Annotated in this window: 11 protein-coding genes and 1 pseudogene; 2 read left to right on the top strand and 10 right to left on the bottom strand. The window is 66.6% G+C overall.

Translation table 11 applies throughout. From position 1 onward, the window contains the following. Positions 1-7 precede the first annotated feature (7 nt). A complete protein-coding gene (locus N5J29_RS14960; RefSeq protein ID WP_065175369.1) occupies positions 8-1,777 on the bottom strand; it encodes a cytochrome c biogenesis protein DipZ in 1,770 nt (589 codons plus the stop codon). After that, a complete protein-coding gene (msrB, locus tag N5J29_RS14955; protein WP_053518289.1) occupies positions 1,777-2,355 on the bottom strand; it encodes a peptide-methionine (R)-S-oxide reductase MsrB in 579 nt (192 codons plus the stop codon). The genes N5J29_RS14960 and msrB overlap by 1 nt, the downstream gene beginning before the upstream one ends. A gap of 143 nt (positions 2,356-2,498) precedes the next feature. Between msrB and N5J29_RS14950 the strand changes: the two genes are divergently transcribed. Further along, on the top strand, positions 2,499-3,218 hold the full coding sequence (locus tag N5J29_RS14950) for a response regulator transcription factor (RefSeq protein WP_053518291.1): 720 nt from the start codon (positions 2,499-2,501) through the stop codon (positions 3,216-3,218). Beyond that, positions 3,215-4,690 (top strand): HAMP domain-containing sensor histidine kinase, encoded by a 1,476-nt coding sequence (locus N5J29_RS14945; RefSeq protein ID WP_065175368.1) that lies wholly within the window; start codon positions 3,215-3,217, stop codon positions 4,688-4,690. Before N5J29_RS14950 ends, N5J29_RS14945 begins: the two co-directional genes overlap by 4 nt. A 1,077-nt stretch (positions 4,691-5,767) precedes the next feature. Here the strand turns inward: N5J29_RS14945 and N5J29_RS14940 are convergent. The 8 genes and pseudogenes from N5J29_RS14940 to trbE all read right to left on the bottom strand — a co-directional run bounded on the left by N5J29_RS14940 (position 5,768) and on the right by trbE (position 13,915). Next, on the bottom strand, positions 5,768-6,013 hold the full coding sequence (locus N5J29_RS14940; protein ID WP_019043472.1) for a DUF2274 domain-containing protein: 246 nt from the start codon (positions 6,011-6,013) through the stop codon (positions 5,768-5,770). Continuing rightward, complete coding sequence (locus N5J29_RS14935) at positions 6,010-7,287, bottom strand: TrbI/VirB10 family protein (RefSeq protein WP_019043471.1); 1,278 nt, start codon at positions 7,285-7,287, stop codon at positions 6,010-6,012. The genes N5J29_RS14940 and N5J29_RS14935 overlap by 4 nt, the downstream gene beginning before the upstream one ends. Before the next feature lie 2 nt (positions 7,288-7,289). Next, a pseudogene (trbG, locus tag N5J29_RS14930) lies at positions 7,290-8,294 on the bottom strand (P-type conjugative transfer protein TrbG). Then, positions 8,291-8,995: a conjugal transfer protein TrbF gene (gene trbF / locus N5J29_RS14925; RefSeq protein ID WP_019043469.1), complete on the bottom strand. Its 705-nt coding sequence runs from the start codon at positions 8,993-8,995 to the stop codon at positions 8,291-8,293. The pseudogene trbG and the gene trbF overlap by 4 nt, the downstream one beginning before the upstream one ends. A 17-nt stretch (positions 8,996-9,012) precedes the next feature. Continuing rightward, positions 9,013-10,401 (bottom strand): P-type conjugative transfer protein TrbL, encoded by a 1,389-nt coding sequence (gene trbL / locus N5J29_RS14920; RefSeq protein ID WP_019043468.1) that lies wholly within the window; start codon positions 10,399-10,401, stop codon positions 9,013-9,015. Next, positions 10,398-10,712 (bottom strand): hypothetical protein, encoded by a 315-nt coding sequence (locus N5J29_RS14915; protein ID WP_023083100.1) that lies wholly within the window; start codon positions 10,710-10,712, stop codon positions 10,398-10,400. The genes trbL and N5J29_RS14915 overlap by 4 nt, the downstream gene beginning before the upstream one ends. A gap of 12 nt (positions 10,713-10,724) precedes the next feature. Next, the gene (gene trbJ, locus N5J29_RS14910) at positions 10,725-11,468 is read right to left on the bottom strand and encodes a P-type conjugative transfer protein TrbJ (protein WP_023083101.1); all 744 of its coding nucleotides are present in this window, start codon (positions 11,466-11,468) and stop codon (positions 10,725-10,727) included. Beyond that, positions 11,465-13,915, bottom strand: a complete 2,451-nt coding sequence (trbE, locus tag N5J29_RS14905; RefSeq protein WP_019043465.1) for a conjugal transfer protein TrbE — start codon at positions 13,913-13,915, stop codon at positions 11,465-11,467. The genes trbJ and trbE overlap by 4 nt, the downstream gene beginning before the upstream one ends. Between the last annotated feature and the right edge of the window lie 3 nt (positions 13,916-13,918).

Here is a 13,918-nt window from a genome sequence, read left to right as displayed (position 1 = left end):
TCCCGGATCAACCGAAGGTGAAGGCGTAGGCCTGGGCGCCGGCATCGAGGAATTCGATCTCGAAGCGGTGTGGCGCGACGGCGCCGCGCTGGCGCACCAGCTGGTACAGACGGTGTTCGTCGATCACGCCGCTGCCATCGCTGCCAACGTCGCTGCCGGCGTCGGCCGCGGGCAACGGCCGACCATCCAGCCAGACGCGGAAGCGCACCGGCGTGCCGTCCTGGCGTGGCGCGAGCACCAGATGCAGATCGCGGGCATGGAACTGGAAGGCGATGCGTCCTCCGGGCTGCTGCAGCCGTGCCGCCTCGTCGTCGATGATCCAGCGGCCGGACAGGCCCCACTGGTTCAGCGCCAGCGCGGGTGGCAGCGCGTAGTCGAATGCCGTGTCCGCACGTTGCCCGCCTGGCGAGGCGAACTGCTCGGCGCGCGCATGCCCCAGGTAGGTCTCCGGCGAGCGCAGGTTGCCCATGTCCGCCTGCGCGGCCACGCCCTTCAGGTCCGCTGCGGCCGGATCGGCCGGCGGTGGCAGCCGGGTCTGGCCGGCTTCGGCCAGCAGGCGGCGGATCACCTGCTCCGAACGCGCATAGTTGCCCTCGCCGAACTGATGGCCGCGGATGTTGCCCTGCGCATCGACGAAGTAGTGCGCGGGCCAGTAGCGGTTGTTGAACGCACGCCAGATCGCGTACTGGTTGTCCAGCGCGACGGGATAGTCGACCTTCAACTGCTGCACGGCCTTCATGACGTTGCGCGGGTCGCGTTCGAAGGCGAACTCGGGGGTGTGCACGCCGATCACCACCAGGCCGTGATCGCGGTAGCGCCGCTGCCACTCGTGCACGAACGGCATCGCACGCAGGCAGTTGATGCAGGAATAGGTCCAGAAGTCGATCAGAACCACCTTGCCGCGCAGCTGGGTGGCGTCCAGCGGTGGGCTGTTGAGCCAGCCGGTGGCGCCGTCCAGGGCGGGCAGCGTGCCTTCCACCGGCAGCGGTGCCTCGCTGCCTGCAGTGGCCGGGCCCATCATCATCATCGGTGGAGCGGAAGGCTGCGCGCCGGGTACCGCATCGAGCAGGCCCTGCTCGATACGCGCGGTGCTGACGGTGGACAGCCGGGTCAGCAGGCCGGTGTCCCAGCCCAGGGCAATGGCCACGACCGCCAGCAGCGCAGCGACGCCGAGCACGCGGCGGAGCAGATTGCCCAGCCCCAGCCGTGCCTGCAGGGCGCGGAACACCCGGCCGCCGATCCAGACCGCCAATGCCAGCGCGGTGACCGCACCCAGCGCGTAGGCAAGCAGCAGCGTACTGGTGCTGGCGCTGGCGCCATGCAGCGCAGCCCCGGTCAGTACCAGGCCAAGGATCGGGCCCGCGCACGGCGCCCACAGCAGGCCGGTGGCGATGCCGATCAGCAGCGACGTCCAGGCACCGCCGCGCCCGGCGGCATCGGCAGCGTCCGCGCGTGCGCTCAACCGCGCGCCGACACGCTGCAACGGCGCCAGCAGATGGTCTGCCAGTGCGGGCCACAGCAACGCCACCGCGAATAGCGCCATCAGCAGCAGGGCGATCCAGCGACCGATCTGGTTGGCCTGCGCCACCCACTGGCTGCCGACCGCCGCCAGGCTGGCGACGAGGGTGAAGGTCAGCGCCATGCCCAGCAGCAGCGGCAGGGTGCTGCGCAGGAACGGGCGGTCAGCACGCGCGAATACGAACGGCAGCACCGGCAGGATGCAGGGGCTGAGCAGGGTCAGCACACCGCCAAGATAGGCAAGCAGCAACAGCAGCATCATCGGGCTCCAGAAGCAGGGGACGATCCCACCGGCACGCGCCAGCCCGCATCGCTGTCATGCGCGGCAGGTCCGGGCTGGAAGGCCAGCGCCGCGCCGTTCATGCAGTAGCGCAGGCCGGTAGGGCGTGGGCCGTCGTTGAAGACATGGCCCAGATGGCCGCCGCAGCGGCGGCAATGCACTTCCACCCGCAGCATGCCAAAGGTGACGTCGCGGTCCTCACCGATAGCGTTGTGCAAAGGTGCCCAGAAGCTGGGCCAGCCAGTACCGCTCTCGAACTTGGTGGACGAAGAGAACAGCGGCAGCGCACATCCGGCACAGGTGAACGTGCCTTGCCGGTGTTCCTTGTTGAGCGGGCTGCTCCAAGGGCGTTCGGTCGCCTGCTGGCGCAGCACTGCGTACTGGGCCGGGGTCAGCCGCTGGCGCCAGTCAGCATCACTGCGCATGATCTCGAACTGTCGCGCAGGGCGCGTTTCTGCTGCCGCTGGCGCGGCGCGGCTGCAGGCCCCGAGACCGAGCAGGCCGGCGGTGGTGGCGATACCGCCCAGACCCAGCAGATGGCGGCGGGTGAGGGGCATGGCGGACTCCGGGAAGGGGCGACGGGGCCATGCTGCGCCTGCCCTGGTCAACGAATCCTCACGCAGGATTCAATTTTTCGTGAGGTATCGGCGGCGATCCCGCGCCACAATGCGCTCAGCCTCCCCCCTGGCCCGAGCTGCCGATGTCCCCGAAACGTGTCCTGATCGTTGAAGACGATGCCCACATCGCCGACCTGCTGCGCATGCACCTGGGCGATGAGGGGTATGAGGTCGCCCACGCCGACAGCGGTGATGGCGGGCTGCGCCTGCTCGAACAGGAAGGCCCGTGGGACGCGCTGGTGCTGGACGTGATGCTGCCCGGCGTCGATGGCCTGCAGGTCTGCCAGCGTGCACGGGCGATGGCGCGTTACGTCCCGATCATCATCATCAGTGCACGCGGCAGCGAAACCCAGCGTATCGTCGGCCTGGAACTCGGCGCCGACGATTATCTGGCCAAGCCATTCTCCATGCCGGAGCTGGTGGCGCGCGTGCGTGCCCTGCTGCGTCGCGCCGAGGCCATGGCGCAGAACGCGCGCATCGATGCAGGTGCCATCGAGCTGGGAGGACTGCAGCTGGATCCGGTCGCGCGTACTGCCGACGTGGATGGCAAGCCGCTGGAACTCACGCCGCGCGAGTTCGACCTGCTGCTGTTCTTCGCACGCCATCCCGGCCAGGTGTTCGCGCGGATGGAACTGCTCAACCAGGTCTGGGGCTACCAGCACGATGGCTATGAGCATACGGTCAATACTCACATCAACCGCCTGCGCAGCAAGATCGAAACCGATCCGGCCAACCCGCGGCGGTTGCTGACGGTCTGGGGCCGGGGCTACAAGCTGGTGGACCCGGCCGGGGCGGCGGCATGATCCGGCCGAACCTGTGGCAGAAGCTGGCGGCGGTGATCGCGGCGCTGATGCTGATGTGCTGCATGGCGCTGCTGGCGCTGCAGATGCGCTCGAACACACGGCACGAGCAGGAAGTCGTGCAGCGGCTGTCGCTGGGGCTGGCCGAGCACATCGCGCAGCGCAGTGAGCTGATGGATACCAGCGGCATGCGCGATGCGGCGGTGCGTGCGCTGTTCGGGCAACTGATGGCGGTCAACCCCAGCGTCGAGGTGTACCTGCTGGACGACCAGGGTCGCATTCTCGGCCACGACGCACCCAGCGGGCACCTGATGCGCAACCGCGTGGACGTGGCACCGCTGCGCCGTCTGCTGGCGGGCGCGCCGCTGCCGATCCTGGGCGACGATCCGCGCAGTAGCGAGGGTCGCAAGGTGTTCAGCGTGGCGCCGCTGGTGGTGCAGGGGCGGCAGGCCGGCTACGTCTACGTGGTGCTGGTGGGCGAGCACCGGCAGATGCTCGCCGACGACCTCGCCGCCAGCAACCAGTGGAACACGACCTTGTGGTCGGTGATGCTGGTGGGCAGCCTGGGCCTGCTGGCCGGGCTGGTGGCGTTCTACTGGGTGACCCGGCCGCTGCGTCGCCTGACACGTCGCATCCAGGCATTCGACATCGATGCGCCGACGCCGCTGCCGCCGCCCGGCCCGCTGCGGCCGGGCGAGCGCGATGAACTGGTCATCCTCGAACATGCGCATGCGCAGATGGCGCAGCGGTTGGGGGAGCAGTGGCAGCAGCTGCGCCAGCAGGACCTGCAGCGGCGCGAGCTGGTGGCCAACATTTCGCACGATCTGCGCACGCCGCTGTCTTCACTGCATGGCTACCTTGAGACGATGGCGTTGAAGGACGCGACGCTGTCGCCGGAGGAGCGCCGGCGCTATCTGGGTATTGCCCTGGCGCAGAGTGCGAAGGTCGGGCGATTGGCGCGCGCGCTGTTCGAGCTGGCACGCCTGGAACACGGCGAGGTGCGGCTGGAGTGGGAGGTGTTCGCGCTGCCCGAGCTGCTGCAGGACGTGCTGCAGAAGTTCGAGCTGGCGGCGCAGGCGCGCGGCCAGCAGTTGCACGCGGATTTCCCGCAGGGGTTGCCGCTGGTACGTGCGGACCTGGGTCTGGTGGAGCGGGTGCTGACCAACCTGCTCGACAACGCCCTGCGCCATGCGCCGGAGGGAGGGCGGATCGAGGTGCGGCTGCGCGCGGTGGCTGACAGCGTGGAGGTGATCGTCTCTGATGACGGTCCCGGCGTTGCTGCTGCGGTGCGTGCGCAGCTGTTCCAGGCGCCTGCTGCGTTGGGGGCGCGACGGGGCGAGAACGGTGGCCTGGGGCTGCTGATCGTGCAGCGTATCGTGCAGCTGCATGGCCGCAGCATCGCGCTGCGCGACAGTGAGGCAGGGGCGACGTTCGTGTTCGAGCTGCCGCGGGCGGAGTCGGCGGCGGTGGCCTAGGCGCAGCTGGTTTCCGGGTGGCGGTGTTTGCCCCTTCGCGCAGGTATGTGCGTTTTTCCGTGTGGCGCTGGTCGGATGCCCTTGCGTGCGAATGTCCCCCGGCGCCGGCCGTTGGCCGTCACCTCCTCCTTTACTTCGCACGCAAGGGCATCCGCCCGGCGTGCAGGGGTTATTGGCACGCAGCGGTGTGCGGACGACGGCACCGTGCCTGGTGGGCAGGTGGGACACGTCCGGGTGTGGTATCCGCACTGGCATGGGATCGCTCGGGTTGAGGCTGCCTGTGCGCAGGTGCGTGCGTTTTCCGTGTGGCGCCGGGCGGATGCCCTTGCGTGCGAATGTCCCCCGGCGCCGGCCGGTGGCCGTCACCTCCTCCTTTACTTCGCACGCAAGGGCATCCACCCGGCGTTGAGGGGTTATCGGCACGCAGCGGTGTGCGGATGACGGCACCGTGCCTGGTGGGCAGGTGGGGACGTCATGGGGAGGTATCCGCACTGGCATGGCATCGCTCGGGCTGGGGCTGCCTGTGCGCAGGTGCGTGCGTTTTTCCGTGTCGCGCCGGTCGGATGCCCTTGCGTGCGAATGTCCCCCGGCGGCGGCCGGTGGCCGTCACCTCCTCCTTCACTTCGCACGCAAGGGCATCCACCCGGCGTGCAGGGGTTATCGGTGCGCAGAGGTGCGAAAATGCGCCGGGGACATTTGCCCACATGCTGCGGGCCGACGCGAGGCCTTTGCGCTCGCGATCTGCTCGGGCGAAGACGCGCATCTGCACGCAGGCGAGGAATAAAAAATGGCCAGCGTCAAGCCTTTCGTGCAAAACACGGGAGGCTTGAAACCATATATGGGGCAATAGGTTAGCTCTGTTTTATGCCGCTTGCAGGGGATGCGGTGTTGTGGACTGGGGGCCACATAAGAGCCTGTAGAAAGCAAGCCGAGTCGCGTTGTAGCGATGGAGATTGCCAAGAACTGGCAGGCCTGCTAGGTCACTTTAGCCCATTCCCTCGCAGCCTATCCAGAACGAAGAACGCGCAGCGTTGGGCTGCGCGTTCGAGTGATGGTCAATCTGGTTCCGGTGCACCTTCAGCTTGGGTTCGGCGGCAAGGACTTGTTGGCGTTTCCTTTCCTGAATCCCCGATCCCCCGCCATGAACGCCTCCAGCATGTGCGGGATCAGCGTCGAGGCATCGACCGCCTCGCCATACGCCTGCGCATGCAGCGCGGCGTAGCGGTCGAGATCGGCTTTCAAGCTGGCCGAGCAAGCGAAGGTCAGCTTGACGCTTTCGGTCTTGGGCAGCGGCCCCAGCCGCAGTTTCCTGGTCGAGCTCATCGCGAAGTCCCCTTGTTGAAGAACAGCGGCTGATAGGGCCGCAGCACCAGATCGCGGTTCACGATGATGCGCACTGGCAAGCCGGGACGGCTGGTCAGCGTGGGTTGGATGTTGAGGTTGCGCCGGGTCACTTCCTGGCCGACTTGGTTCACCGTGTCCTGCAGGCTGTCGCGCCCGGCGATGATGACGCGATCACCGTCCTGGCGGTTCTCGGGTGCGGCCAGTTCGGCACCGACGCCCAGCAGCGTCGTCAGCACGGCACCGGCAAAAATCCGATCCCAATGCCAGTCCACGTCGTCTTCCAGACCGGCATAGCCCGCCGGGTCGGTGCCGATCAGGTTGTCGAGCGTGAGCGAAGACGTGTCCGGCAGGATGATGCGGTTCCACACCACCTGCACGCGGCTCTGGCCGTAGCTGACCTGGCTGTTGTACTTGCCCAGGATGCGCGAACCCTGCGGGATCAGCAGGAACTTGCCTGTGGCCGTGTCGTAGATCGGCTCCGTCACCGTGGCGATCACGTCGCCCGGCAGGTCTGACTTGATGCCCGTCACCAGCGCACCTGCGATCACCGTTCCTGCCATGACTTGGTACGGCGATGCGGGCATTTGCAGGTTGCCGGAGTTACGGGTTTCCCTAGAGCCGCCTGTCAGGAACGCCTCTTTCTGGTCTTGCCGGTTCTGCACGGCAGTCGGATCAGCAGGCTGGGCCGCCGTCGAGGCTGGGCCAGCGGCCAGCGGATCGAAAGCGGCATTGGCAGCGAAGCCTGCCGCGGCAGCGACCTGCGACTGCGCCACGGGCGCAGCCTGCGGGGAACCCGTGCGGAAGAACACCGATGAAGCTGCCGCTGCTTCTTCTTCCTTGCGTAGCGCATCGTTGGGGTCGTAGCCGGGCGCGGCATAGGTGGCGGCAACTGGCTGCTGCGAATTGACGATGGCTGGCCCTAAATCGCCCGGCAGCGGTGGCCCGAGCTCCGGCACGTCGGGCGGCAGCGCTGGCAGCTTGGAATAGTCCGTCGGCAGCGCATCCAGCCCTTCCGACTTGGACACGCGATCCACGTTGTACAGCTCGGTAGACTCGCTCGCGCTGCGTTGCTGCGGTTGCAGCGACCAGATCAGTGCGCCCATCAGGCCGACCGACAGCCCGCCGGAGAGGATGGCCAGCGTGCGCCGGTTCAGGCGCGTGACCGGGCGCGGTTGGGCGCGCAGCGCCACCGCCTCGGGTGCCACCTTGTCCGCCTGCGGCGCGTCAAGGTCGGGGGTATCGTCCTGGCTCATGCTCAGTTCCTCCCAGCAATGCCATCCGTGCGCTCGATGCGCACCACGTCGCCCTTGTCGGCCCCTAGGCGCAGTTCGGCCGCACCGAACAGCCGATCCACGATGTAGTACGGCGACCGGAAGCGGTAGTTCACCAGTTGCCCATGGCCCTGCGCGCCGATGACAAACAGCGGCGGCAGCTCGCCCTGGGCGATGCCTGCAGGAAACTGGATATAGACCTTCTCGCCATCGTCGAAGGCGCGCAGCGGCTTCCACGGTGGATTGCTGCCGCTGATTGCATAGCGAAACCGGATGTTCTCCAGCGACAAGCCTGCATCGACCGGCGCGGCAGCGTTGGCGGCTTGGGCCTGGCGCTGCAAGGCCAGCATTCGATCCTTGGGATAGTCCTAGGACACGGACGCCATCCATGCCTTGTCGGTCGAAGTCAGTTCCAGCAGGTACGTCCTGCGGCTGGTGGTGATGACCAGATTGGTCTTCAACCCGGAACGGATAGGCTTGACCAGCACATTGACGCGCAGATCGGCCCCGCTGCCGCTGGAGGTGTCGCCCACGATCCAGCGCACGGTATCGCCCGCAGCGACCGTCACCAGTTCCTCGCCGGGCTGGAGCGCGATCACGGTCACGCGGCCCACGGACGCATAGACCTGATACAGCGCGCCGTCAGTGAAGGGCCAGACCTGGATCGCATTGACGTAGCCCTCACGGGTCGGCGCAATGCGCGCCTCGGCATTGGCACGCGAAACGCGCACCTTCTCGTCGGCAGGCTCCGGTGAAGCCGGGGTCGCATCAACGTCCGGCAGCGGTTTCAACTGTCCGGGCAATGCCAACGGTTCGGGCACTGCCACCACTTCGATGGGCGTGGGCGGCTCGGGCAATGGCTGAGCCTGCACCGGCTCATCGAGCGAGATCACCGGCGGCGGCTTGCCCTGCGTGGCGCAGCCCGCAAACAGGACAGTCGATGCCAGCAGGATCACCGGCAATGCGGTTTTACGGAAACGTGCATTCATGGTTTGGCTCCTTCAGAAGAATCCAGTTCACGGCTCCACGACAAGCCATTGACGTAGATGCCCAGCGGGTTGCGGCGCAGGCGTTCTTCGGTGCGCGGGGTCTGCTGCACGATGGACACCACCGCCGTCCATCGCTCCAGCCCGGTCGCCGCGCCATTGACGTAGCGGCGCTCTGTCCAGCGCACGTTGAACGACGCCTCGCTGGCGCGAACCACACTGGTGATCTGCACCGTCACCGATTCCTTGCCGATGCGGGCAAACGGGTCATTCACCCGCGCATAGTCGTTGAGCACCGCCGCGCCACGATCGGTGGTGTAGTCGTAAGCATCGAGCCAGTTCTGGCGCACGACGATGGGGTCAATGGACAGCGAGCGCACCAGCGTCACGAAGCGCGCGATGTGGTGTGCCGTCTGCGCATCGGTGGGCCGATACGGCGTGGCCGCTTCGCCCACGGTGCGCACCTGGCCGGACTGATCGACCTCGATGACATAGGGCGTGACGATGGATTGGGCCGAGCGCCACACCAGGCCGCCGGCCATCAGCAATGCGAGCACCAGGCAGCCGAAGGCCATCAGCCGCCAGTTCTTGGCCTGCACGCGGGCCGAGCCGATGCGCTCGTCCCACACCTGGGCAGCGGCTTGATACGGAGTGGCAGGCTGCGGCGTATCGGCATAGCGCACCTGCGGTCGTTTGAATCGCATGGAGTTCTCCTTGAAAGTCAGCTATCGGAATCCCGCAGGCTCGGGCCTTGGCCCGAACCGCCGCCGTCGCCACCGCGCAGCGTGTGCGCGGCCGTAGTGGTGGCCTGGATGAGTCGTTGGCGGCGTTGCAGGTTTTTGGCCCAACCGGGCTGCTCTTGTTTTTGCGCGTTGGCTGTGTTGCCAGCGGCATCGCCTGCGGCGGCTGGCCCCGCAGTGCCACCGCCTGAGCCGCCATCGGCACCAGAGCCTTGCCAGCCTGCTTTGAATGGCGCTGCAGCCTTGGCCGCTGCTGCCTTGATGCCAGCACCAGCGCGCTGGCCAGCGGCCTGTGCGCCGCCCTTGGCAACACTGCCCAGCCCGGCCATCGCGCCCTTGGCTCCGCCGCCCGCAGCGGCGGAACCGGCCTGGAAAGCCGACTTCGCGCTGCCAGCCGCCGAGGTTGCAGCCCGCGCACCAGACCCGGCGAGCTTGGCGGCAGCCGGTGCCATGCGCGCACCGGCCATCACAGCACCGCCCACGCCGGTGGCTGCGGCACCTACGGCAACCGCCGCGCCTGCGGCACCAATCGCAGCACCAGCCATCGCGCCTGCGCCAAGCTGCGGTGCACCGGATACCAGCCCGGTGGCAATGCCCGGCCCGAAGATCCCCAACGCCAGCAGCGTGAGCGAGGCCAGCATGATGACCACCGCATGGTCGATGGACGGCTCGGCCGGATGCACTTGGAACTCGGCAAACAGGCCCGAGCCGATGCCAACGATGACGGCCAGCACCAGCACCTTGATGCCCGAGGACACCACGTTGCCCAGCACCTTTTCGGCGAGGAACGAGGTCTTGTTCCACAAGGCGAAAGGCACCAGCACGAAGCCCGCCAGCGTGGTCAGCTTGAACTCGATCAACGTGATGAAAAGCTGGATCGCCAGCACGAAGAAGCACAGGATCACCACGGCCCAGGCCAGGAACATGACCACGATGGGCGTCATGTTCACGAACACCTCGGGGAAGCCCGCCATGTCGCTGATCTGCTCAAGAATCGGCGCTGCCGCGTCGATGCCGGTCTTGGCCAGGCGGCCCGGTTGCAGAAATTCGCCCATGCTCATCGTCGAGCCGCTGGCCGTTAGGCCCAGGCCCGCGAACGAGCGGAAGACGATGCTGGCCAGCCAGTTGAAGTTGTTGATGATGTAGGCGAAGGCGCCGACGTAAAGCACCTTGCGCAGCAGTTTTGCGATCAAGTCATCGCCCTGGCCGGTGGCGTGGCTCATCGCCCAGTACAGCCCAGCGATGGTCATGTCGATGACGATCAGCGTGGCGGTCAGGAACGCGACTTCGCCCTGCAGCAGCCCAAAGCCCGAGTCGATGTAGCGCGAGAAGGTAGCGAGGAATCGGTCGATCACTGTCACGTCATTCATGGCACGTCCCCCTCGAAGGGCATGGCGTCCTGGTCACTGATGGGTGTGTCGAAGCTCGGTGGGATCGGCGGCAGATCGGCCAGCGTGTGGAACTCGTCAGGCCCGGTTTCACCGGCGAAGAAGCGCCGCCGGAAGGCTTCAGCCGCAGCCAGGCAAGCGTCTTCGCCTGCCGTAGCCCGGTCGGCTGCACACTGCGCACGCAAAACCTTGAGCCGCGCGGGATTGGCAGCCAAGGCTGCGGCCAGGTCTTCGGTCGGCTGCTGGCTGCAAGCGACCAGCAGCACGGGCAGCAGCAAGGAAACGCATCGCATGGCCGTCTCCCGTCAGTTGCCGTAGAAATCCACGCGCTGCGGCGTGTATGGCGTGCCGTCGCCTAGGAAGCGGCGCGTCACTTCCCGGCCGCGTTCGACAGCCGCTGCTTGGCGTGCCAGTTCCAGCGCGGCGGCGCGTTCCTGCGTGATCTGGAGCTGCTGCGCCTGGATCGACTGCTTGGCCTGCAAGGCCAGAAGCTGATTGGTCGCCTGCATGGCTTGCAGTGCGCCGGTGGCGGACTGACTCTGGCTGACCAGGTCGGACAGCGCGCTTTCGTCTTGCGCCAGGTTCTGCGACACCTGCGCCTGCATCCGCATCGCGGTATGCAGGCCGTTCAAGGTGTTCTTCCAGCGTTCCTGCGCGTCGCGCAGCATCTGGTCGCCGCTGACGGTCGCGGCGTACTGCTCCGGGTACAGCCGGGCGAAGGTGGCATCCATGCTCTGCACGTCGTAGGCCAGGCCGCGAGCCTCGGCGATCAGCCGCTCGGTGGTCGCCAGCGTCGAGCGCAGGCGATTGACGATGTTGAAGTCCAGATTCGTCAGATTGCGCGCCTGGTTCATCAGCATCTGCGCTTCGTTCTGAAGCTGGTTGATCTGATTATTGATCTGCTCCAGCGTGCGCACGGCGGTCAGCGTGTTCTGCACGAAGTTGGACGGGTCGAACACCGTCAGCGCGGATGCAGGCTGCACGGCCAGCAGCGATGCCGACAGCACGGCGGCGAGCGAGACGGACCGCAAACGGGGTTGGGTTTTCATGGTGAAACCTCCTGGGGTTGAGAAGCGAGGAAGGACGCTGCCGCCGGCGAGGACGGCAGCAGATCAGCGGCCCAATCGAGGCCACGATGACGCAGCCAGGCACCGGCGAAGCCCGGTGTGCCTGCGTCCAGCAGCACGCGATCCATGTCGCGTTGGTCTTGCGGAGTGGATGCCCCGGCGAAGGCCAAAGTTGCTGGCCCCAGGTCGAGGTCGAACAGGCGATTGCCCAGGCGCGATTGGTAGTAGTAGTCACGCTTGGGCTGCGCGGTCGCCACGATCTCGATCTGGCGGCTGTTGAGGCCGAAGCCCTCGTAGATCGTGCGGATCTGAGGCTCGGTCGCCTGTGGGTTAGGGAGAAAAATCCGGCTGGCGCAGCTTTCGATCACTGCCGGTGCAATACTTGAATCCTTGATGTCGGCCAGCGACTGCGTGGCGAAGATGACGCTGACGTTCTTCTTGCGCAGCGTTTTGAGCCACTGGCGGATGCGGGCAGCGAACACCGGATCATCGAGGAACAGCCAGGCTTCATCGAGGATCAACAGCGTGGGCGCGCCGTCGAAGCGTTCATCGAAGCGGGCGAACAGGTAGCCCAGCACGGCCAGCACTGCCGCCTTGCTGTGCATCAGCTCTTCCATCTCGAAGCCCTGCACGCTGCCGGAACCCAGCCGATCAGAATCGGCGTCCAGCAGCTTGCCGTGGGCACCACCCAGCACATAGGGCGCGAGCGCCTGGCGCAGTGCGTTCGATTGCAGCAGCACCGAGAGGCCCGTCAGCGTGCGCTGCTCCACCGGCGCGCCGGCGAGGCTGCCGAGTGCCGACCAGATCGCGGCCTTCTCGTCCGGGCCAATGGAGACACCTTCATGCAGCAGGCGGCCTTCCACCCATTCGGCGGCCCAGGTGCGGTAGCCCTCCTGGTCGATGCGGGCCAATGGCTGGAAAGCAATCGCCCCGTCATTGCCTAGGTCGTAATGCTCGCCGCCCAGCCCGAGGATTGTGGCACGCATGGAGCGGCCCATATCGAAGGCGAAGATGCGCGAGCCGGGATAGCGGCGAAACTGCATCGCCAGCGTAGCGAGCAAGACCGACTTGCCCATGCCGGTCGGCCCGGCGACCAGCGTGTGGCCCACGTCGCCGATGTGCGTGACCAAGCGAAAAGGCGTCGCGCCATCGGTGCGGGTGACGATCAACGGCGGGCCATCCAGATGCGCGTTCTTCTCCGGCCCGGCCCACACCGCTGACAGCGGCATCATGTGCGCCAGGTTCAGCGTCGAGACGATGGGCTGACGCACGTTGGCATAGGCATTGCCAGGGATGGACGACAGCCAGGCATCGACTGCATTGAGGGTCTCGGGGATGGTCACGAAGCCCCGGCCCTGGATGACGCGCTCCACCATGCGCAGCTTCTCGTCGGCTACGGCCGGGTCGGCATCGAGCACCGTCACAGTGACGGTGAGGTAGCCGAAAGCGACTTGATCGCTGCCCAGTTCCTGCAAGGCGGCATCGGCGTCGGCCGCCTTGTTGCTAGCATCGGTATCGACCAGCGGGCTTTCCTGCTGGAAGATCGTTTCGCGCAACAGCGCGACGACGTTCTTGCGTTTGGCAAACCACTGGCGGCGCAGGCGGCCGAGTTCTTTTTCCGCCTCAGCTTTGTCCAGGCACAAAAAGCGCGTGCTCCAGCGGTAGCCAAAGCCCAGGCGGTTGAGGTCGTCCAGAATCCCTGGCCACGTCGAAGTCGGAAAGCCTCGCACCGACACCACGCGCAGGTGCTGGTCGCCCAGCATGGGCGCCAGACCACCGACCAGGGCGCAGTCGGCCAACAGTGCGTCGATATGGAACGGCACGTCGGGCACACCGACGCGGTAGCGCCGCATGGACACCGTGGCGTGCAGGTAGCTCAGTGTCTGGCTGTCATCGAGCCAGGCGATTTCCGGCATCACGCCGTCGAGCAAGTCGAACACGCGATCCGTTTCCGCCACGAAGGCTTCCAGCCGCCCACGCCAGTCCACGCCATCGCCTGGCGGGTTCTCATAGAGCATTTTGGCGGCGCGGGCGCGGGACTCTTCTGGTGGAAGATAGGCAAGTGTGAAGTGATAGGCACTCTCAAAATGCTGGCCGGATTCCTCGAAGGCCGCGCGGCGTTCTTCATCCACCAGCCATGACAACGGCTCCGGGAATTCGGAGCGTGGATAGCCTGCTGCCGGGCGGCGCTCGGCTTCGATGAACAAGGCCCAGCCCGAACCAAGCCGGCGCAGTGCGTTGTTCAGCCGCGCTGATGTAGCTATTAGTTCGCCTTGCGTGGCGCTGTCCAGATCCGGCCCGCGAAAGCGTGCCGTGCGCTGGAACGAGCCATCCTTGTTCAGTACCACGCCCGTCGCGATCAGCCCGGCCCAAGGCAACCAGTCGGCCAAGAGCGCTGGCCGCTGGCGGTATTCGGCAAGGTTCAGCATGTC

The sequence above is a fragment of the Stenotrophomonas sp. GD03680 genome, assembly GCF_029844625.1.
Taxonomy (GTDB): Bacteria; Pseudomonadota; Gammaproteobacteria; order Xanthomonadales; family Xanthomonadaceae; genus Stenotrophomonas; species Stenotrophomonas maltophilia_P.
Note: the sequence above shows the minus strand (reverse complement) of the source record. Positions and strands in the feature narration are given on the sequence as shown.

Coding starts and splice junctions, on each gene's coding strand:
- N5J29_RS14960 (WP_065175369.1), bottom strand. CDS start 1,777: ATGCTGCTGTTGCTGCTTGCCTATCTTGGCGGTGTGCTGACCCTGCTC.
- msrB (WP_053518289.1), bottom strand. CDS start 2,355: ATGCCCCTCACCCGCCGCCATCTGCTGGGTCTGGGCGGTATCGCCACC.
- N5J29_RS14950 (WP_053518291.1), top strand. CDS start 2,499: ATGTCCCCGAAACGTGTCCTGATCGTTGAAGACGATGCCCACATCGCC.
- N5J29_RS14945 (WP_065175368.1), top strand. CDS start 3,215: ATGATCCGGCCGAACCTGTGGCAGAAGCTGGCGGCGGTGATCGCGGCG.
- N5J29_RS14940 (WP_019043472.1), bottom strand. CDS start 6,013: ATGAGCTCGACCAGGAAACTGCGGCTGGGGCCGCTGCCCAAGACCGAA.
- N5J29_RS14935 (WP_019043471.1), bottom strand. CDS start 7,287: ATGAGCCAGGACGATACCCCCGACCTTGACGCGCCGCAGGCGGACAAG.
- trbF (WP_019043469.1), bottom strand. CDS start 8,995: ATGCGATTCAAACGACCGCAGGTGCGCTATGCCGATACGCCGCAGCCT.
- trbL (WP_019043468.1), bottom strand. CDS start 10,401: ATGAATGACGTGACAGTGATCGACCGATTCCTCGCTACCTTCTCGCGC.
- N5J29_RS14915 (WP_023083100.1), bottom strand. CDS start 10,712: ATGCGATGCGTTTCCTTGCTGCTGCCCGTGCTGCTGGTCGCTTGCAGC.
- trbJ (WP_023083101.1), bottom strand. CDS start 11,468: ATGAAAACCCAACCCCGTTTGCGGTCCGTCTCGCTCGCCGCCGTGCTG.
- trbE (WP_019043465.1), bottom strand. CDS start 13,915: ATGCTGAACCTTGCCGAATACCGCCAGCGGCCAGCGCTCTTGGCCGAC.